Raw genomic sequence first — 18,065 nt, 5'->3', positions numbered from 1 at the left:
TTCTCCTTCAGAATTAACGGCCGCCGAGGCCGGTGACGAGCAGGCCCCGGACGAGGTGCTTCTGCAACAGGACGACGAGCAGGACGGTCGGGATCATCGCCATCACCGACGCGGCCATCATCAGGTTCCACTGGGTGCCCTGCTGGCCGATGAACTGGGCCAGGCCGAGCGGGACGGTGCCCTTGTCGGCGACGCTGTTGACGATGATCAGCGGCCACAGGAAGCTGCCCCAGAAGCTGATGAACGTGAAGACGGTCAGGACGGCGATGGCCGGCCGCGCGAGCGGCAGCATGATCCGCAGGAACGAGCCGAACGGCCCGCACCCGTCCACCCGGGCCGCCTCCTCCAGCTCGGCCGGGACGGTCAGGAAGAACTGCCGCAGCAGGAAGGTGCCGAACGCGGTGAACGCCCACGGCAGGATCAGCGCCCAGTAGCTGTCCACCCAGCCGAGCGACTGCATCAGCCAGTACATCGGCACGATCAGCACCTCCTGCGGCACCATCAAGGTCCCGAGGAACAGCACGAACAGTTGCTCCCGGCCCTTGAACTTCAACCGCGCGAAGGCGTACGCCGACATGCTCGACGCGATCACCACGACGAGCGTGCCGGCGATCGCGACGAACAGGCTGTTCAGGAAGTACCGGCCGAACGGCGCGAACTCGAACGCGTCGGCGTAGTTCTGCCAGCGGATCTCGGACCCGAACAGGTGCGGCGTCGGCGTGAACACCTCGTCCGCGGGCTTCAGCGACGTCGAGACGGCGTACACCAACGGCCCGAGGAAGACGATCGCGACGATGATCAGCAGCACATGCGAGACGCTGCTGCGCACGCGGCGGGCGGCGACAGAAGTCTCAGACATCGTAGTTCACCCACTTCCGCTGGCCGACGAACTGGATCGCGGTGATACCCATGATGATCACGAACAGCACCCAGCCGGCCGCCGACGCCAGACCCATGGTGAGGAACTGCCAGCCCTGGTTGTAGACGTACATGACGATCGTCTGGGTGGACACGCCCGGCCCGCCCTGGGTCAGGATGAACGGCTGCGCGAACACCTGGAACGAGGTGATCAGCGTCATCGTGGTGGCGAAGAAGATCGACGGTGTGATCATCGGCCAGGTCACGTACCGGAACCGCTGCAGCGGCCCGGCGCCGTCGATCTGCGCCGACTCCAGCTGGGACTGCGGCACCTGGTCGAGGGCGGCCGAGAAGACCAGGAAGTTGTACCCGAACCCTTGCCAGATCGACATCGCCACGATCGCCGGCATCGCCCAGCTCGACGAACCGAGGAAGTTCGGCGCGTCGATGCCGAACCAGCTGTTCAGCCCGGCGTCGAGCAGGCCGCCGGGCTGGAACAGCAGCCGCCAGACCATCACGTTGGCGACCATCGGCGTCATCACCGGGATGAAGAACAGCACCCGGAACGCCTGCCGGCCCTTGATCTTCGGCCCCAGCCAGGTCGCCAGCCCGAGCGAGAGGACCACGTTCAGCGGCACGTACAGCACCACGAACAGCGCCGTGTTGAACACCACCCGGCGGAACACCGGGTCGCCGAACAGGTGCGTGTAGTTCCCGAACCCGAGGAACTTGCGCTCGCCGAACACCGGCCAGTCGAACAGGCTGATCGCCAGCGCCATCGCGGTCGGGAACAACGTGAACAGAGCCAGTCCGGCCAGGCTCGGGGCCAGGAAGACCGACGCGTACCGCCCGTCCCGCCGCAACGCCGGCCGCCGCCCCGACCGAACAGTCTCGGTCGGGGCCACGGTGTCGTTGAGGGTCACCATCAGGAACCAGCGCCCGCCTGGTCCTGAATGGTCTTCAGCGCCTGGTCCGGCGGGATCTCACCGTTCAGCGCCTGGGTGCCGAACCGGCTGAGCAGGTCGGCGACCTGGACCCAGTTCTTCGACGTGACGAGGGCGATCGAGTTCTCCGAGGCGTAGTCGATGACCTCCTTGGCCTCGGGGATCTTCGCGGCGGTGAACCAGGCCGGGTGCGCGACGGTGCGGGCCGGGTACGCCCGGCCGGCCGCGGCCAGCGTGGTCAGCGGCTTCTCGCTCGTCATCGACTTGATGGCCTGGAACGCGGCGTCCGGGGTTTTGCAGGACCGGGAGATGCCGAAGCCCGAGCCCGCGGTGTAGGTCTTCGAGCCGTCCGGGCCGGCCGGGATCGGCGCGATGCCGAGGTTGAACTTGACCTTGCCCATGGTGTCGATCAGCGACCACGGACCGTTCAGCTGCATCGCCGACTTGCCGGAGACGAACTGCGTGGTCTCGAAGTCGGTGTTGCCGGACGGCACCTGCGGAGCGATCTTGTCGGTCCGGACGAAGTCGGTGTAGCCCTTGAACCCTTCCTCGAACTTCGCATCGGTGAGGTTGAGCTTGCCGTCGCCCAGCGGTTCCGCGCCGGTCTGGGTGCGTACCCAGGAAGCCACGCCGAGGTCTCCGGGCGTCGTCACCAGGCCGGTCCGGCCCGCGGTCGTGAGCTTCTTGGCGGCGGCCTTGAACTCGTCCATCGTCCAGCCCGGCTTCGGGTCCGGAACGCCGGCGGCCTTGAACAGGTCCTTGTTGTAGAAGATCACCATCGGGCCGGAGTCGTACGGGATCGCGATCTGCTTCCCGTCGGCCTTCAAGCCGTCCATGATCGGCTTGTCGAAGTCCTCGGCCTTCAGGTCGTACTTCTTCATCAGGTCGTCGAGCGGGAGCAGGGCGTTCGCGTACGACGCCAGGCGCAGCGACTGCATGCCGATGATGCAGGGGGCCTTGCCGCTGGCCAGCAGAGTGCCGATCTTGGACCAGTAGTTGTTCCAGTCGGTGCCCTGCAGCTTGACGGTGATGCCGGAGTGGTCGGTGTGCGCCTGGTCGGCGACCTTCTGCCAGGCGGCCTGGTCCTCGGTCCCGCCGACCCAGAACTGCCAGGTCAGGTCGGCCTTGTCGGCCGACCCGGACCCGCTGCCGCCGCTGCCGTCGTTGCCGCCGCCACAGGCGGCAACGGCCGTCAGCGCCAGCACCGCACCGGCGGCGGTGATCCAGCGGCGCGCCCGAGTTGGTGTTCCTCTCATCCTGACCTCCAAGGAGAGCTGTAAGTCATCCGATCAATATGTCGGGATCTTGACGAGAGTCAACAGTTCAAGGTCTTATTTCAGGACGAAAATCAACTCGCCACGCTCTAGCGCAGCACCCAGACCTCCGATGTATGGTCCAAAGACATCGGAGGTTTCAGGGTGAGGGAGGGGTGCGCATGGCGGTGACCGACGCGGCGATCGACCGGATCAAGCAGATGATCGTGGCCGGTGAGCTGCAACCCGGCGACCGGCTGCCGCGCGAGGCCGACCTGGCCTCCCGGCTCGGGCTGTCCCGCAACTCGCTACGCGAGGCGGTCAAGGCACTGGCGCTGATCCGGGTGCTCGAGGTCCGGCAGGGCGACGGCACCTACGTGACCAGCCTCGACCCGCCGCTGCTGATGGAGACGCTCGGCTTCGTCCTGGACCTGCACCAGGACGCCTCGGTGCTGGAGTTCTTCGAGGTGCGGCGGATCCTCGAGCCGGCCGCCGCGGCGCGGGCCGCGCTCCGGATGCCCGACGACGAGATCGCCGGGATGCGCGCACTGCTGGACGACCTCGGCGACGACCCGTCCGCCGACGACCAGCTCGCCTGTGACGTCGAGTTCCACCGGCTGCTCGCGATCGGCAGCGGGAACCGGACGCTGGCCTCGATCATCGAGAGCCTGCGGCAGCCGACCTACCGGGCCCGGATCTGGCGCGGCCTGACCCAGACCGGCGCGGTGAACCGCTCGGTCGCCGAGCACCGCTCGATCCTGGACGCGATCGCCGCCCGCGAGCCCGAGGTCGCCCAGGCCTGGGCGACCGTGCACATCGCGGGCGTCGAACGCTGGCTCAACGAGGCGGTCAAACTCGAGGTGGACGAAGCTCCAGCAACACAGCGGCCGGCATCGGCAGCGTCACCTCGACCGCTGAACCACTCCACCCGAGTGGGGTCCTGACGAGCTGCGTGCGTTCGGCCAGCTCGGCCAGCTCGTCGTCGGTCGGCCAGTCCGGCAGGCCCACGGCGGCTGTCGCCAGGTCTGCCGTGCCGATCGCGAGAGTCGTCGCGGTAGCTTCCCAGGACGAGTCCACACCCGGCAGCTGGACGCGGACGGTCCGCGTCAGCTCGGCTGCGCCGTCCGCCTTCGACTGATCCAGGGTGAGGTTCCACAGCAGTACGGCGATCCGGTCGCGGTCTCTCGAGGCCCACGCTTCCACCAGGCTGCCGGCGCCGTCGCCGTCGTACGTGACGGGCAATTCGACCGGGCCGAGGCGGCTGAGCATCGTCATCGCGTGGTAGCGCGGTTTCGCCAGCCCGCCGACGGTCTGCAGGCCGAAACCGCCGTGCAGGAACCGGGTCGGGCGGCCGAGTTCCTCGAAGTGATCGGACGCGACCCAGTACGAGAGCGCGTCGATGCGGCCGGCCGCGGACCGCATGCCGCGGAGCAGGAACACCCCGGAGAACACCGAGTCGTTGATCGGGTTGAAGTGCCGCGGCGTGACACCCCACTCGGTCCACAGGATCCGCGCATCGCCGTACCCGTGCCGCTCCAGCGACGCCCGCACGTCGAGCGGCGGGGACCCGTAGGTGTGTGTGGACACGAAGTCGATCGGCGTACCGTACCGCTTGGCGTGGTCGAGCAGGTCGTCCACCCATCCGGCCGCGGCCGACGACGGCCCGCCGACCGCGAGTCGCGGGTCGACCGACTTCACGGCCGCCGCCGACACGTCGTACAGCTGCAACCACTCGGCCTTGGTGCCGGACCAGAAGACCTCCAGGTTGGCCTCGTTCCACACCTCGAAGTCCCAGGTCAGCACCTCGTCGAGGCCGTACCGGTCGACCAGGTGCTGCACGAGCGCGCGGACCAGGTCGTGCCAGCGCTGGTACGACGCGGGCGGCGAGATGATCGCCGCGTACTCGAAGACCGTCCTGGTGGGATCGCTCGCCAGCTCCCGGGGCATGAACCCGAGCTCGACCACCGGCCGCAGCCCGATCGCGAGCAGCCTGTCGTAGATCGCGTCCACCACGGAGAAGTCGTACGACGTGCCGTCGACGACGTGGGTGTCGTCGTGGAAGATCGCGTGCGCGCGAACCGTCCGGACCCCGAGCTCGTCGTGCATCCGGCGCAGTGCGTCCTCGAGTTCGCGACCGATCTCGTGCCCGCCGGTGAGGTCCTCGCAGAGCAGCTGGCTGAGCCGCTCGCTGCCGACCATCGGCTCCCACGGCCGCTCCAGCTCGATGCCCTCGGCAACCACGTCGACAGTCACCGTGACGGTCGGAGCCACGGTGCCGGCGACCAGCGGCACGGCGCCGACGGTATGGCTCGGCCGTCCATGGGCCGTTACCTCCGGCACGCTGGCCACGGCGTAGCGGTACGGCGTGCCCGGGGTGCACGTGGTGTCGACGTACGGCGGCGACGGGACCGACAGCACGTCGCCGCTGTGATGATCGACCGGCTCCAGCGGACCGTGCGCGCCGGCGCCGCGGAGGATCAGGTAGCCTGCCGCGCCGTCCACCGGCGACCAGTCGATCGTCACCTGACCGACGCCGCCGGCCGCCGTGACCTCCTTCGGCGGATCAAGGTCGGGGAAGGCGAACTCGCGCTCCTCGTCGCTGCGCAGCGCGATCCGCTCGTCCCAGTCGGCCTTGGCGTTCTCCGGCATTCAGGCGACTCCGGATTCGAACTGTTCCATCCCGATCAGCGGCCGGATCCGCTGCTCGACCGTCCGGCTCGCGAAGTTCCGACGGATCAGGTCGTTGCCGAACACGTTGCCGATGGCGCCCATCACCATGGCCTGGTCGAGCGAGAGGTACCGCTTCGCGATCAGCCCCGACCGGACCGCGACCGAGTCGTAGAACCCGCCGCCGCCGTACGCGTGCAGAGTGTTCTCGATCTTGCTCAGGTTGTCGATCGCCTGCCGCGGCGCGTACGCCATGGCGAGGAACGCCGCGTGCGGGGTGACCACACCGTCGCCGTACGCCGGGTTCGGGTTGGTGCCTTCGCGGCAGCCTTCGAACCCGCCGTCGTAGTTGGTGCCCTCGAGGTCGGAGGGGTAGCCGGACGGGTCCATCCCGATCGCCTCGACACCGTAGACGGAGTACCCGCCCTTCGGGTTCGACGCGGGGGAGAAGCCCCAGTAGCCGTAGCGAGCGTCGTCCAGGCCGTGCTCGAGGTGCGCGCGGACGGTCAGCGGGTGGTTGATGCCCCAGCTGCGCGGCGCCCACGTCGCCTCGGGGACGAACAGGTCGGGCATCAGCGACTCGAACATGTCGCCGCCCCAGGACGGGACCAGTCGCATCCCGCGGTACTCGTAGGTCCCTTCGAAGACGTCGAGACCGAGGTACGTCCGGTGCACGCCCTTCGGCCTCTGCTCCACCCAGGACCAGTCGCAGCCGTCCGGGAAGGTGCGGTACGTCGCGAAGTACTGCGTGTGCGGGACCTGGTTGAGGGCGAACCCGACGTATCCGGCGATCCGCGCCTCGGTGTTGCAGGTGTCGTAGTGGAACTTGCGGTAGTACACGTCCGGGCCGACGCCGGCGTGGTTGCCCTGGTCGGTCTCCTCGTCCGGCGGCGGCGTCTCGAAGAAGCCGCCGCGCATCAGGCCGCCGGGGCGGGCCGCGGGGTTGTAGTAGAACGCGAAATTCATCGTGTTCAGCAGCGAATCCGCGAGCGCCCGGGCGCGCGGCTCGGCGTTGCGGACCACCATCAGCGCGCAGGCGAACCAGGCGTTGTCGACGCTCGACACGAACGGCGTGATCGGCCTGGTGCCGTCCGGGTCGGTGTGCAGCACCTCGCCGGTCGCCTCGTCGTACCAGTTGAAGTACATGCCGCTCGGCTCGTGGTGGACGACGTTCTTCATCGTCGTCAGCGTCTGCGTGATGCGGCGCAGCGACTCCTGCGGCGAGATGATGCCGAAGTGCTTGGCGACGACCGTGCTCCACAGGTAGCCGCCGATGTTGGTCGGGGAGGTGTACTTGCTGCGCACCGGGTTCGTCACGGACTCACCGATGTTGTCGGCGGGCAGCCCGGTGCGCTCGTCCGTCATGGCGACCAGGCTGCGCCAGGTGTCGCGGGCCCACCGCCCGGCCAGAGCGCGATCGCCCGGGCTCGGCACCCACCCGCCTTTCAGCAGCTGGGCGGGTGCGGGCGTCCCGCCGTACGCCGATGATCCGGCGGCTCCGGCGACGGCGAGCGCTCCGGTGGAGGCGAGCAAGGTGCGGCGACTGATGAAGGCGGTCATCTGAAGTCTCCTATTTCAGTCCGGTGATGGCGATGCCCTTGGTCACGTGCCGCTGGAACGCCAGGAAGATGACGAGCACCGGTACGACGACCACGACCGCGCCGGCCATCAGCAGACCGAAGTTCTGCGCGTTCTGCCCGGTGGAGTACAGGGCGAGGGCGACGGGAAGCGTGTACTTGTCCTCGGTCTGGGCGACCACCAGCGGCCAGAGGAAGTTGTTCCAGGATCCGAGGAAGGTGAGGATGCCGAGCGTCGCCAGCGCGGGCCGGGTCAACGGCAGCATGATCCGGGCGAAGATGCCGAGCTCGCCGGTGCCGTCGACGCGGCCGGCGTCGATCAGGTCGTCGGGCAGCCCCTGGAAGAACTGCCGCATCAGGAACACGCCGAACGGCGAGACCAGGAACGGCAGGATCAGGCCGGGGTACGAGTTCGCGAGCCCGGCGTTGGTGACGAGGACGAACAGCGGGACGAACGTGACCATGCCGGGGATCATCAGCGTGGCCATCACCACCACGAACAGCGCGTTGCGGCCCTTGAACCGCAGCTTGGCCAGCGCGTACCCGATCATCGAGCAGAAAGTCAGGTTGCCGGCCGTGACGGCCAGCGCGACCACCGTGGAGTTGAGGAAGTAGCGCGGGAAGTCGGCCTTGCTGAACAGGTCCGCGTAGTTCTGGTTCGTCGGCCTGTCCGGCCACCAGGTCGGCGGCACCCGGAGCAGTTCGCCCTGGGTCTTGAAGCTGCCGAGCACCATCCACAGGAACGGCGCCGCGACCGCGACCAGCCCCAGGACCCCGATCAGGTAGATCCACCAGGTACGGCGCATCACTTCTCCCTCAGCAGCCGGAACTGGATGAACGTGACGACCGCGATGACGACGAACAGGATGTACGCCATCGCCGTCGCCAGTCCGTAGTTCCCGAACCCGAACTGGTTGTAGGTGTACATCGACACCGACAGCGTGCTGTTCAACGGTCCGCCGTCGGTCATCACCAGCGGCTCCTCGAAGAACTGCAGGTAGCCGATGACGGTGGTGACCGTGGTGAACAGGACCGTCGGTCGCAGCAGCGGCAGGATCAGGTACCGGAAGCGCTGCCACGAGCCGGCGCCGTCCAGCTGGCCGGCCTCCTCGACCGTCTGCGGTATGCCCTGCAGACCGGCCAGGAAGATCAGCATCGCGGTCCCGAAGTTGCGCCAGACCGCCATCGCGATCAGCGACGGCATCGCCCAGGTCTTCGAGGCCAGCCAGTTGGGTCCGTCGATCCCGAACCAGCCGAGCACGCTGTTGACCAGCCCGGAGTCGGGGGCCAGGACGAACCGCCAGATCACCGCGATCGCCACGATCGAGGTCACCACCGGCAGGTAGTACCCGACCCGGAAGACGCTGCGGAACCGCTGCACGCCGCGGTCCAGCAGCACCGCCGCCGCCAGCGCGACGGCCAGCGTCAGCGGTACGCCGACGACCACGAAGTACGCGGTGTTGAACGCTGCCTTGCGGAACGTCTCGTCCGACAGAGCCTTGGCGTAGTTGCCGAACCCGACGCCGTCCACCGCGAACGGCGTCCGCAGGTCCCGCTGCCTGATGTCGGTGAACGACATCCCCAACGACCCGAGCACCGGGCCTGCGGTGAACGCCAGGAACAACAGCACGAAGGGCAGGACGAGAACCCACGCGGCGACGGTCTGCCGGTCCCAGGCCCTGCGCCGCCGCCGGCCGAGAACTGCGGCAGGCGCGATGGCGGCAGCCCCGCCCGTGGTCTCCCGGGAGCTCATCAGCTGCCGCCGGTGCCGATCTGGGAGGCCTTGGCCTGGATGGCCTTGGCGGTGTCGGCAGGGGACTGGCCGGCCTTGACCATCTTCTCCACCTCGGCGTCGAACGCGGTCGCGACCTGCTCCCAGTTGGGGACGCTCGGCGGCGCCTTCGCGGTCTCCAGTTGCTTCCCGAAGACCGGGAGCAGCGGGTCACCCGCGATGCTGGGGTCCTGCCAGGCGCTCTTCACCGCGGGCAGATCGGACGACATCTTGTACCACGCCGCCTGCGTCTTCGGATCGGACAGGAACTTGACCAGCTTCCACGCGCTGTCCTTGTTCTTCGACGACTTGAACACCACGAAGTCCGACCCGCCGACGAACGAGGTCGACGTCTTGTTGGCAGGCAGCTCGAACACCCCGATGTTCGGCTTCATCGCGGCGCCGCCGAGCTTGGCGACCGACCCGGCCATCCACGGTCCGGAGATGAAGATCGGCGCCTTGCCGGTGACGAAGTACGCCTCGGTGTTGTCCGGCGGGATGTCGGTCCCGGCGAGCTTGCCGGTGAAGAAGCTCTGGTAGTACGTCAGCGCCTCTTGCAGTTGCGGCGTGTCGAAGGTGAACTCCTTCTGGTCGTCGCCGGTGATGCTCGCACCCGCGGACCAGGCGAACGGCATCACCGTCTGCCACGAGCCGGTCCCGCCGGGCGTCAGGTTGATCCCGTACTTCGCGCCGGCCTTGTCCTGCATCGCCTTGGCCATCGCCTTCAGCCCGTCCCAGTCCGTCGGGGGCGTGCTGAACCCGGCCTTCGCGGCGAGATCCTTGCGGTAGTAGACCGAACGCGTCTCGACGTACCACGGCACGCCGTACTGCGTCCCGCCGACCTTCGTGGTGTCGAGCGCGCCGGGGAAGAAGCCGGAGCTGTCGATGCCCTGCGGTGTCGGGTCGAGCGCGCCGAGGTCGGCGAACTCACCCATCCAGGTGGTGCCGACCATGGCGGCGTCGGGCAGCGTGTTCGCGGTGATCGCGGTGGTGAACTTGTTGTGCGCGGCGTCCCACGGGATCGGCGTGACGGTCACGTTGACGCCGGGGTTGGCCTGCTTGAATTGCTCCATCAGTTTCGGCAGGTTCTCGCCCTCGGTGCCCATCGCCCAGACGGTCAGATTCCCGGTGGCGGGCCCGTCGCTGATCGTGGCGGCCGGTTGGGATCCGCCGCTCGGCGTGTCCTCCGACCGCCCACAACCGGCCAGCGCGAGCGCTGTGGCGGTGAGTGCAGCGCTGCCGATCACCAGCCGGCGGCGGATGCTGTGGGTGAACATGTGCGGTCTCCTCACGTATTACTTCGGAGTTACTGCGTGCATCCCCCGGTTGGTGCCGCAGCTGTCCCGCAGCACCAGTTGTGTTGCCAGTACGTCGTTGCGGGCTCGGGTCCGGACCCCGGTCACCCGCTCGTGCAACCGCTCCGCGGCCACCCGGCCCAACTCGGCCATCGGCTGCCGCACCGTGGTCAGCCCCGGCGACACGTACCGCGCCGCCATCACGTCGTCCCACCCGGTCACCACGATGTCGCCGGGCACCTCCACCCCGTGCGCGGCGAGCGTCACCAGCGCAGCCAGGGCAAGCTCGTCGTTGGCACACACCAGCCCGTCCGGCCGGGTGGTTGCCTGCAGCATCTTCTCGGCGACGGTCCGGCCGGCTTCCTCCGTGAGTGGGACCCGCAGCGGCTTCGGCACCGGCAGCCCGCGGAGTTGGTGCGCCTTCGCGAAGCCGGCGTACCGCTCGGACACGTCGTACGAGCTGGCGGGATCACCGACGAACTGCAGTTGCTCCCGACCGTGCTCGAGCAGCCGGGTCGTCAGTTGCTCCGCGCTGGCGGCGCTCTCGCTCCGCACCGAGTCGCAGCCGGTGACGGGTGGATGCGCGATCAGCACCACCGGTACGCCGGCCTTGCGCAGGCCCTGCACCGCCGGCAGCTCGAGAGCGTTGCCGTGGACAACTATGCCGTCGACGCGCCCGGCCAGGTCCATCACAGTGCGGCGCGGATCCGGGTGGCCGTGCGTGACGGTGATGACGACGCTCTGGCCGTGCTCACCGGCCCATCGCTCGTACCCCATCAGGAGATCGCCGTAGAACGGGCCGGCCAGATCCGGCAGCACCAGCCCGTGCGCCTCGTGCCGCTGGACGGCGAGGCTCCGCGCCGCCCGCAGCGGTACGTAGTTCAGCTCCTGCGCCGCCTGGTCGACCCGCGCCCGCGCCTTCGCCGAAACCGGGCCGGTCCCTTGCAGGACACGGGAAACCGTCGCGATCGACAGCTTCGCGCGGGCCGCGACGTCATAGATCGTCGCCGGCCGGCCGGTGGGACCGGAGGGCATCGGGGTTCGCTCCTCAGGGGGCAGTGGAAGCGCTTACAGTTTCGATACCCTGCCGTGGATCGTTCAAACGGTCAAGACCTCGGGACCGGTTTGAGAGGATGCGGGGGTGACCTCAGACGAGCGAAAGGACCGGGTCTTCCTGGTCCGGCACGGAGAGACCGAGTGGAGCAAGTCGGGCCGGCACACGTCCGTCACCGACCTGCCGCTGACGGCCGAGGGTGAGCGCGTGGCCGCGAGTCTGCGCGACCGGCTGGCGGCGGAGTCCTTCGACCTGGTGCTGACGTCACCGCGGCAGCGCGCCCGGCGTACGGCGGAGCTCGCGGGCTTCCCCGGCGCGGAGGTCGACGACGACCTGGTCGAGTGGAACTACGGGGACTACGAGGGCATCACCACCGCGGAGATCCGCGAGACCGTCCCCGGCTGGACCGTCTGGGACGATCCGGTGCCGAACGGCGAGACCCCCGCCGAGGTCGCCGCGCGCCTCGACCGCGTGAACGCCCGCCTGGCCGCCGTGCCCGGTGACGTGCTGGTCTTCGGCCACTCCCACGCCCTCCGCGGCCTCACCGCCCGCTGGCTGGAACTCGACGTCACCGAGGGCCGCCACTTCGTCCTGAATACCGCCACCGTCTCGACCCTCGGCTGGGAGCGAGGCTCCCCGGCGATCCTGCACTGGAACTCCTGACCGCCTAGGCGGTCAGGCGGGTGATGAGGAGGTCTACGCGGGCCTGGGTATGGCTCGGGCGTAGCCGGCGGGTTTGGTTGAGGGTGGCTTGGCCATGCAGTGCGCTCCAGAAGACCTCGGTGAGGGTCTCGGGGTCGGTCTCCGCGAACGGTTCCACGCCGGCGCGGATCTCCTCGAAGGCGTCCTTCAGCGGGGAGGGGCTGTCCGGGGTGCCGAACGACAGGTCGGTGGGGCGGACGAAGATCGCCTCGTAGACCGCCGGGTGGTCGGCGGCGTAGCCGAGGTACGCCTGGGCCAGCGCCCGCAGACCGCCGGCAGCGCGCGCCGTACGCATCGCTGCGGTCAGTTCCTCGACGCCCTGCAGGGCGACCGCGTCGGCGATCGCGTCCATGTTCTTGAAATGGCCGTAGAGGACCGGCTGGCTGTAGTCGACGGCCTCGGCCAGGCGGCGGGTCGTGACCGCGCCCCAGCCGACGGACTCGGCGAGCTCGCGGGCGGTGCGCAGGATCAGGTCGCGGCGCTCCGCGCGGGCCCGCTCGCGGCGTGACTGGGTCGGCATCCCTTGATGCTAGCACTGCTAGACAATCTAGCGACGACAGGTCTAGCATTGCTAGAAAAGTTAGCGATGCTAGATCAGAGGAGCTCCACCATGCGCCGCTTCACCACCGTCCTGACCCTTCTGCTCGGGATCTTCCCGCTGACCTTCGGCTCGCGGTACCTGGTCGACGGGGCCGGCGCCGCGGCCGGGTTCGGCATCGACCCGTGGCCGACCGGCACGGCCGCCGGATACTTCCCGGTGAAGGGCATCCGCGACATCGCCCTGGGGCTCGTCCTGCTCACCCTGTTCGTCGTGCTGCGGCAGCGCCGGACGACCGGCGTGATCATGGCGGTCCTCGTGATCATCCCGATCACGGACATGATCGTCGTCTTCAGCCACGGCGGCCCGGCCGCGACGGCACTGGGCGTGCACGGCCTCACGGCCGCGGTCATGCTCGTCGACGCGCTGCTCCTGCTCCGCGAACGCGTCGCCACGGAGAAGGACCTTCAGCCGGTCCACTCGTAGAGCTCGATGGAGCAGTGCTCGCGGAACCCGAGCGCCTCGTACACGGGCCGCCCGGCCGGCGACGATCCCAGTACGGCGTACTCCGCGTCCACGTCACGCAGGGCGCCGTACGTGATCGCCGCGCCGATCCCACGCCGCCGGGCCTGCGGCACCGTCATCACGAAGTACAGCCCGGCCACGCCCGCGCCGAGGAACACCGTCGCGGTCGCGACCGGCGTACCGGCCGACCACCCGATGTAGTGCCGCCACGGGTCGCCGTACCCGAGCTTGCGGTAGACCGACGCGACCCACCGGGCCTCCCGCTCACCCTCGCCGAAGCCCTGTCCGAGCGTTGCTTCCCACACAGCCAGCCCCTCGTCGTCGCCGACCCGGGTCAACGACAACCCGGGCACGGCGCGGGGCGCGACCAGCTCCGGGATCCGCACCGCCATCCCCGGCTCCGCGCCGGCCGGAACGAACCCCGCCGCGACCAGCTCCGCGGCCGCGATCGGCATCGACGGCCCGACGTGCCAGGTCCCCGGGACGCCGCGGTTCGTCAACTCCGCCACGGATTCGGCGATCACACCCGCGTCGGAGGCCCGCACCACCGCGTTGTGGTAATCGATGGGCGACCCGCCGATCGTCCACTCCGCCCGCTCGTCCACCCGCTGCGAACCACCGCCCGCGGCACCCATCGCCATCAGCAACTCGGCCGCGTTGTCCTCGATCGCCCGCACGACGTTCATCTGCCCAGTCTGTCCGGTCGCGCGACAAGCGCCGGTGTCTGGGGACAGGTTATTGCTTGTTCCCAGACCCCAGCGGATGTCGTCACCCGGGCAGGGCGTTCCACTGCTCGAGCGTGGAGATCAGGAGCGTGGCGGTGGGCAGCGAGGCGATCTCGGTGCGGGTCACGAAGCGCGCGTCCGACGCGTCGTCACCCGGCCTGAGCTCGCCGCCGACGGCTGTCGCCTCGTAGTCGCGGATCACGTAGAGCTGTCCTCGCGGGCCGGGGCGCTCGACCTCGCCGACCAGATTGCCGACCTCGACGGTCAGGCCGGTCTCCTCGGCGACCTCCCGCGCGACCGCCGCCGGATCGTCCTCGCCGGGCTCGACCCGTCCGCCCGGGATCGACCACAGACCGCGCCCCGGCTCGTTGGCACGGCGGACCACGAGCAGCCGGTGCTGCTCGTCGTACACCAGGGCACCCACACAGTCGACGCGCTCCATGCCCCCGAAGAATAGAGCGTCTGTGCACAAGTGCCAGGTCTCGTCGGTGAACGCGGATAGCATCAGCGGTGACAGCCACCCGGCGAAGGGACCCAGGACCGCTCGTGCTCATCGACCTGCACACCCACTCGAACCGTTCGGACGGCACCGATCCGGTGGACGTCCTGATGAGGCACGCGCAGCAGGCGGGGCTCGATGTGATCGCGCTCACCGACCACGACACCGCCGACGGGTGGGTGGACGGCCGCCGGGCCGCCGAGGAGCTCGGCATCGGCTTCGTCCCGGGGCTGGAGATCTCCTGCAAGCTCAACGGGATCAGCGTCCACCTGCTCGGCTACCTGCTCGACCCGGCCTACGTCCCGCTCGCGAAGGACCTGCAGGTGGTCCGCGAGGGACGCACCGACCGGATCCCGACGATCGTGGCCCGGCTGAACAGCATCGGCGTGCCGCTCACCGTCGAGGAGGTGCTGGCCCAGGCGACGGGGACGCCGTCGGTCGGCCGCCCGCACGTCGCCGACGCCCTGGTCGCGAACGGCACGGTCGCGAACCGCAGCGAGGCGTTCGACCGCTTCCTCGCCGACGGCCGCGCCGGGCACGTGCCGCACTACGCGCTCGAGCCCGGCCACGCGATCGACCTGGTCCGCCAGGCCGGCGGGGTGCCGGTCATCGCGCACCCGTGGGGCCGGTCGAGCTACAAGGTGATGACCGAGGAGAACCTGGCCGCTCTGGTCGCCGACCACGGCCTGGCCGGCATCGAGGTCGACCACCAGGACCATTCGCCGGAGTCCCGGGAGGCGCTGCGCGCCATCGCCCGCAACCTCGGCATCGTCCACACCGGCTCCAGCGACCACCACGGCGCCGGCAAGATCGACCACGACCTGGGTGTGAACTCGACCGAGCCCGAGCAGTTCGAGCGCCTGCTGGAAGTCGCCAAGAGCAACGCCGCCGCCTCCGACGCGCAGGTCCCCGAGGCCTACCTTCCGTGAACAGTGTCATCAACCTGGGATTGCTCAGTGAGGTCGTGGTCACGCTGTTCGTGATCATGGACCCGCCGGGCACCGTGCCGGTCTTCATCTCGCTGACCGCCGGCCAGTCCCGCGCGGTGCGGAAGAAGGCGGCCTGGCAGGCGGTGCTGGTCGCGTTCGGCGTGATCGTCGTGTTCGCGGCGTTCGGCCAGCAGATCCTGCACCACCTCGGCATCACGCTGCCCGCGCTGCAGTGCGCCGGCGGCCTGCTGCTCCTGCTGATCGCGCTGCAGCTGCTGACCGACACCGCCGAGGACCCGGTGCAGACCAAGAACGTGAACATCGCCTTCGTCCCGCTCGGTACGCCGCTGCTCGCCGGGCCGGGCGCGATCGTCGCCACGATGGTGTTCGTGCAGCGGGCGAACGGGTCGCTGCCGGACGTGGTCGCGATCTCGGTCGGCATCATCGCGATCCACCTGGTGATGTGGCTGACGCTGCGGTTCTCCGGCGTCATCATGCGGATCCTCGGCGAGAACGGCGTCCTGCTGGTCACCCGGATCGCCGGTCTGCTGCTGAGCGCGATCGCCGTCCAGCTGGTCGCGGACGCGGTCACCGCCTTCATAGATCAACACGGCATCAAGGCCGGCTGAGATGAACGACATGCTCCCCGGGATGCCGACGCGGCTGTTCGTGGCGACGCCGACGAAGCTGCTGACGTTCGCGGACTGCAAACGGAAGTACCGCTACACCTACCTCGAGACGCCGCGGCCGCCGAAGGGTCCGCCGTGGGCGCACAACACGGTCGGCGCGATCGTGCACGAGGTGCTCGCCGACTTCTTCGGCCGCTGGCCCGCGTCCCGCCGGACACCGGACGAGGTCGTCGCGAAGATGCGGTCGAGCTGGCGTAGCGAAGGGTTCCGCGACGAGCAGCAGTCGCTGGACTGGCGGGACCGGTCGACCGAGATGGTGCTCGGCTACCTGCGCGACTCCGATCCGTACTACGAACCGCGCGGCGTGGAGCGGACGGTCGCCTTCACCACCGCACGGGCCTCGCTGCGCGGGCGGGTCGACCGGATCGACGAGCGCCCGGCCCGCGACGGGAGCGGCGGGACCGAGCTGGCGATCGTCGACTACAAGACCGGACGCCGGCCGCTGACGCCGGTCGACGCCCGGTCGTCGCTGGCGATGGCGCTCTACGTGCTCGGTGCCCGGCGCGTGCTGCACAAGCCGTGCACGCGGGTCGAGCTCCACCACCTCCCGACGAACACGGTCGCCGCCGCCGATCACGACGACGCGTCGCTCGCCCGGCACCAGCAGCGCGCCGAGGCGATGGCCGACGACGCAGCCGCCGCGGAGGCCCGCTGGGCCGAAGGGCTCACGCCGGCGGAGGCGGATGCCGTGTTCCCGCCGGAGCCGTCGCCGCTGTGCGGCTGGTGCGACTTCGCCAAGATCTGCCCCCAGGGCCGCCGCGAGTCCCCGCCCCGCGACCCGTGGGCGGGCCTGGACGAACCGTCGCCGATCCCGCTGGAGGACGCCGGCTGACGGGTGGCAGCTCGACAGTACGTATACGCCCACTGCCCGCTCGCCGGGCGGGTCCGCACGCCTGAGGGATGGGTCGATGGGCGGAGACCTCCTGTCGAGCTGCCGCCGTGCCAGCGGCGTGTGCGTGGGATGCCAGCGGGTGGGTGAACTCTGAGGGTGAACGAAAGGGGTTCGCCTGATGGGTGCGAAGACTGTGAACAAGCTGGCGGTGCCGGGGGCAACGCTGCACTACGAGGTCACCGGCTCGGGGCCGGTGCTGCTGCTGATCGCGGGCGGCGGGACCGACGCCGGCGTGTTCTCCGGGATGGTCGGCCAGCTCGCCGCCGAGTACACGGTGGTGACCTACGACCCGCGCGGCAACTCCCGCAGCCGGTCCGACGGTGACGCGACGGACGAGTCCGTCGAGCAGTCGGCCGCCGACGCGCTGGCCCTGCTCGACGCGGTTGCCGGCCACGAGCCGGCCTACGTCTTCGGCACCAGCTCGGGCGCGATCACCGGCCTCGAGCTGATCACCCGGCATCCCGAGCGGGTCCGGATGCTCGTCGCGCACGAGCCGCCGTGCACCGAGGTGCTGCCGGACGCGGCCGACGCGCGCGCGTTCTTCGAGGACGTGTACGCGACGTACCGCGAGGACGGCCTGACCGCGGCCGACGTGGTGTTCATGATGGGCACCGGGATGGACGACGACGCGATGCCGCCGATGGAGGACCTGCTGCCGGAGTACCGCGAGCTCGCGGAGCGGATGCAGGGGAACGCGGCCACGTTCTACGAGCACAAACTGCTGCCGTTCACCCGGTACGTGCCGGATCTGGACGCGTTGCGGCGGGTCGCCGATCGCGTCGTCCCGGCCGCCGGGCTGGAGTCGTTCGCGCATCTTCCCGGGCGCCCGATCGAGGTCGTCGCGGAGCACCTCGGCTGGCCGGTGGTGATGTTCCCGGGCGGGCACGGCGGGTACGCGAGCCACCCGGCGCCGTTCGCCACCCACCTCGCCCATCTGCTGAAGACCGACACCCTGTAGGTTCCTGTACTTCCCCCGGGCACCGGTCCGGGCGCGGGTCTGAGGGGTCCCGCGTCCGGACCGGTTATTCGTGTTGACGCTTCGCCGAGCACCGGCGTACCGTCCCTCTTCTGCCTTTGACAACCGGCATGGTGCCGCCATGCCGTCACAGTGGTGTCCGAACCCCCGGGTCCTTCTGGATGCGGGGCG

The 18,065-nt window shown here is 69.5% G+C and carries 19 protein-coding genes; 7 read left to right on the top strand and 12 right to left on the bottom strand.

Going from position 1 to position 18,065, the window contains the following annotated elements; translation table 11 throughout:
* Positions 1-13: 13 nt before the first annotated feature.
* From ABZX12_RS37755 to ABZX12_RS37745, 3 genes are read right to left on the bottom strand one after another with little or no spacing between them, the layout of a single operon-like run.
* A complete protein-coding gene (locus ABZX12_RS37755; protein ID WP_355700263.1) occupies positions 14-859 on the bottom strand; it encodes a carbohydrate ABC transporter permease in 846 nt (281 codons plus the stop codon).
* Entirely contained in the window at positions 852-1,784 is a 933-nt protein-coding gene (locus tag ABZX12_RS37750) for a sugar ABC transporter permease (RefSeq protein WP_355700262.1), read from the bottom strand. Before ABZX12_RS37750 ends, ABZX12_RS37755 begins: the two co-directional genes overlap by 8 nt.
* Positions 1,784-3,058, bottom strand: coding sequence for a sugar ABC transporter substrate-binding protein (locus tag ABZX12_RS37745; protein ID WP_355700261.1), 1,275 nt, complete (start codon positions 3,056-3,058; stop codon positions 1,784-1,786). Before ABZX12_RS37745 ends, ABZX12_RS37750 begins: the two co-directional genes overlap by 1 nt.
* Before the next feature lie 179 nt (positions 3,059-3,237).
* On the opposite strand from ABZX12_RS37745, the gene ABZX12_RS37740 reads away from it, so the two are divergent.
* The gene (locus ABZX12_RS37740) at positions 3,238-3,999 is read left to right on the top strand and encodes a FadR/GntR family transcriptional regulator (RefSeq protein ID WP_355700260.1); all 762 of its coding nucleotides are present in this window, start codon (positions 3,238-3,240) and stop codon (positions 3,997-3,999) included.
* Here the strand turns inward: ABZX12_RS37740 and ABZX12_RS37735 are convergent.
* From ABZX12_RS37735 to ABZX12_RS37710, 6 genes are read right to left on the bottom strand one after another with little or no spacing between them, the layout of a single operon-like run.
* Positions 3,905-5,704: a xylan 1,4-beta-xylosidase gene (locus ABZX12_RS37735; RefSeq protein WP_355700259.1), complete on the bottom strand. Its 1,800-nt coding sequence runs from the start codon at positions 5,702-5,704 to the stop codon at positions 3,905-3,907. The two genes, ABZX12_RS37740 and ABZX12_RS37735, sit on opposite strands and share 95 nt — an antisense overlap.
* Positions 5,705-7,282, bottom strand: coding sequence for a glucoamylase family protein (locus ABZX12_RS37730; protein ID WP_355700258.1), 1,578 nt, complete (start codon positions 7,280-7,282; stop codon positions 5,705-5,707).
* Between the two features lie 10 nt (positions 7,283-7,292).
* Positions 7,293-8,105 carry a carbohydrate ABC transporter permease gene (locus ABZX12_RS37725; RefSeq protein WP_355700257.1) on the bottom strand — a complete coding sequence of 271 codons (813 nt, stop codon included), beginning with the start codon at positions 8,103-8,105 and terminating at the stop codon, positions 7,293-7,295.
* Positions 8,105-9,052 (bottom strand): sugar ABC transporter permease, encoded by a 948-nt coding sequence (locus ABZX12_RS37720; RefSeq protein ID WP_355700256.1) that lies wholly within the window; start codon positions 9,050-9,052, stop codon positions 8,105-8,107. The genes ABZX12_RS37725 and ABZX12_RS37720 overlap by 1 nt, the downstream gene beginning before the upstream one ends.
* Entirely contained in the window at positions 9,052-10,347 is a 1,296-nt protein-coding gene (locus ABZX12_RS37715) for a sugar ABC transporter substrate-binding protein (RefSeq protein WP_355700255.1), read from the bottom strand. The genes ABZX12_RS37720 and ABZX12_RS37715 overlap by 1 nt, the downstream gene beginning before the upstream one ends.
* Before the next feature lie 18 nt (positions 10,348-10,365).
* Entirely contained in the window at positions 10,366-11,400 is a 1,035-nt protein-coding gene (locus ABZX12_RS37710) for a LacI family DNA-binding transcriptional regulator (protein ID WP_355700254.1), read from the bottom strand.
* Between the two features lie 106 nt (positions 11,401-11,506).
* Here ABZX12_RS37710 and ABZX12_RS37705 point away from each other — a divergent pair, with 106 nt between their 5' ends.
* Positions 11,507-12,082, top strand: coding sequence for a histidine phosphatase family protein (locus ABZX12_RS37705; RefSeq protein ID WP_355700253.1), 576 nt, complete (start codon positions 11,507-11,509; stop codon positions 12,080-12,082).
* A gap of 4 nt (positions 12,083-12,086) precedes the next feature.
* On the opposite strand, the gene ABZX12_RS37700 is transcribed toward ABZX12_RS37705, so the two are convergent.
* Positions 12,087-12,641 carry a TetR/AcrR family transcriptional regulator gene (locus ABZX12_RS37700; RefSeq protein ID WP_355700252.1) on the bottom strand — a complete coding sequence of 185 codons (555 nt, stop codon included), beginning with the start codon at positions 12,639-12,641 and terminating at the stop codon, positions 12,087-12,089.
* Positions 12,642-12,731: 90 nt separating this feature from the next.
* On the opposite strand from ABZX12_RS37700, the gene ABZX12_RS37695 reads away from it, so the two are divergent.
* Positions 12,732-13,145, top strand: coding sequence for a DUF4267 domain-containing protein (locus tag ABZX12_RS37695; protein ID WP_355700251.1), 414 nt, complete (start codon positions 12,732-12,734; stop codon positions 13,143-13,145).
* On the opposite strand, the gene ABZX12_RS37690 is transcribed toward ABZX12_RS37695, so the two are convergent.
* Positions 13,127-13,870 (bottom strand): N-acetyltransferase, encoded by a 744-nt coding sequence (locus ABZX12_RS37690; protein WP_355700250.1) that lies wholly within the window; start codon positions 13,868-13,870, stop codon positions 13,127-13,129. The two genes, ABZX12_RS37695 and ABZX12_RS37690, sit on opposite strands and share 19 nt — an antisense overlap.
* Positions 13,871-13,952: 82 nt before the next feature.
* Positions 13,953-14,351 carry an NUDIX domain-containing protein gene (locus tag ABZX12_RS37685; protein WP_355700249.1) on the bottom strand — a complete coding sequence of 133 codons (399 nt, stop codon included), beginning with the start codon at positions 14,349-14,351 and terminating at the stop codon, positions 13,953-13,955.
* A 104-nt stretch (positions 14,352-14,455) separates the two neighbouring features.
* Here ABZX12_RS37685 and ABZX12_RS37680 point away from each other — a divergent pair, with 104 nt between their 5' ends.
* The 4 genes from ABZX12_RS37680 (at position 14,456) to ABZX12_RS37665 (ending at position 17,876) form a co-directional block, all read left to right on the top strand.
* Positions 14,456-15,337, top strand: a complete 882-nt coding sequence (locus ABZX12_RS37680; protein ID WP_355700248.1) for a PHP domain-containing protein — start codon at positions 14,456-14,458, stop codon at positions 15,335-15,337.
* Positions 15,334-15,966, top strand: a complete 633-nt coding sequence (locus ABZX12_RS37675) for a MarC family protein (RefSeq protein WP_355700247.1) — start codon at positions 15,334-15,336, stop codon at positions 15,964-15,966. The genes ABZX12_RS37680 and ABZX12_RS37675 overlap by 4 nt, the downstream gene beginning before the upstream one ends.
* A gap of 1 nt (position 15,967) precedes the next feature.
* Positions 15,968-16,858 carry a PD-(D/E)XK nuclease family protein gene (locus ABZX12_RS37670; protein WP_355700246.1) on the top strand — a complete coding sequence of 297 codons (891 nt, stop codon included), beginning with the start codon at positions 15,968-15,970 and terminating at the stop codon, positions 16,856-16,858.
* 178 nt (positions 16,859-17,036) lie between these two features.
* Positions 17,037-17,876 (top strand): alpha/beta hydrolase, encoded by an 840-nt coding sequence (locus ABZX12_RS37665; RefSeq protein ID WP_355700245.1) that lies wholly within the window; start codon positions 17,037-17,039, stop codon positions 17,874-17,876.
* Positions 17,877-18,065 lie beyond the last annotated feature (189 nt).

The sequence above is a fragment of the Kribbella sp. NPDC003505 genome (assembly GCF_040610875.1).
Taxonomy (GTDB): domain Bacteria; phylum Actinomycetota; class Actinomycetes; order Propionibacteriales; family Kribbellaceae; genus Kribbella.
Note: the sequence above shows the minus strand (reverse complement) of the source record. Positions and strands in the feature narration are given on the sequence as shown.

What these genes read in the sequence shown, in the direction of transcription:
- ABZX12_RS37735 (WP_355700259.1), bottom strand. Translation starts at nt 5,704, where the DNA reads ATGCCGGAGAACGCCAAGGCCGACTGGGACGAGCGGATCGCGCTGCGC.
- ABZX12_RS37740 (WP_355700260.1), top strand. Translation starts at nt 3,238, where the DNA reads ATGGCGGTGACCGACGCGGCGATCGACCGGATCAAGCAGATGATCGTG.
- ABZX12_RS37665 (WP_355700245.1), top strand. Translation starts at nt 17,037, where the DNA reads ATGGGTGCGAAGACTGTGAACAAGCTGGCGGTGCCGGGGGCAACGCTG.
- ABZX12_RS37685 (WP_355700249.1), bottom strand. Translation starts at nt 14,351, where the DNA reads ATGGAGCGCGTCGACTGTGTGGGTGCCCTGGTGTACGACGAGCAGCAC.
- ABZX12_RS37715 (WP_355700255.1), bottom strand. Translation starts at nt 10,347, where the DNA reads ATGTTCACCCACAGCATCCGCCGCCGGCTGGTGATCGGCAGCGCTGCA.
- ABZX12_RS37755 (WP_355700263.1), bottom strand. Translation starts at nt 859, where the DNA reads ATGTCTGAGACTTCTGTCGCCGCCCGCCGCGTGCGCAGCAGCGTCTCG.
- ABZX12_RS37730 (WP_355700258.1), bottom strand. Translation starts at nt 7,282, where the DNA reads ATGACCGCCTTCATCAGTCGCCGCACCTTGCTCGCCTCCACCGGAGCG.
- ABZX12_RS37690 (WP_355700250.1), bottom strand. Translation starts at nt 13,870, where the DNA reads ATGAACGTCGTGCGGGCGATCGAGGACAACGCGGCCGAGTTGCTGATG.
- ABZX12_RS37695 (WP_355700251.1), top strand. Translation starts at nt 12,732, where the DNA reads ATGCGCCGCTTCACCACCGTCCTGACCCTTCTGCTCGGGATCTTCCCG.
- ABZX12_RS37725 (WP_355700257.1), bottom strand. Translation starts at nt 8,105, where the DNA reads ATGCGCCGTACCTGGTGGATCTACCTGATCGGGGTCCTGGGGCTGGTC.
- ABZX12_RS37710 (WP_355700254.1), bottom strand. Translation starts at nt 11,400, where the DNA reads ATGCCCTCCGGTCCCACCGGCCGGCCGGCGACGATCTATGACGTCGCG.
- ABZX12_RS37700 (WP_355700252.1), bottom strand. Translation starts at nt 12,641, where the DNA reads ATGCCGACCCAGTCACGCCGCGAGCGGGCCCGCGCGGAGCGCCGCGAC.
- ABZX12_RS37720 (WP_355700256.1), bottom strand. Translation starts at nt 9,052, where the DNA reads ATGAGCTCCCGGGAGACCACGGGCGGGGCTGCCGCCATCGCGCCTGCC.
- ABZX12_RS37750 (WP_355700262.1), bottom strand. Translation starts at nt 1,784, where the DNA reads ATGGTGACCCTCAACGACACCGTGGCCCCGACCGAGACTGTTCGGTCG.
- ABZX12_RS37670 (WP_355700246.1), top strand. Translation starts at nt 15,968, where the DNA reads ATGAACGACATGCTCCCCGGGATGCCGACGCGGCTGTTCGTGGCGACG.
- ABZX12_RS37745 (WP_355700261.1), bottom strand. Translation starts at nt 3,058, where the DNA reads ATGAGAGGAACACCAACTCGGGCGCGCCGCTGGATCACCGCCGCCGGT.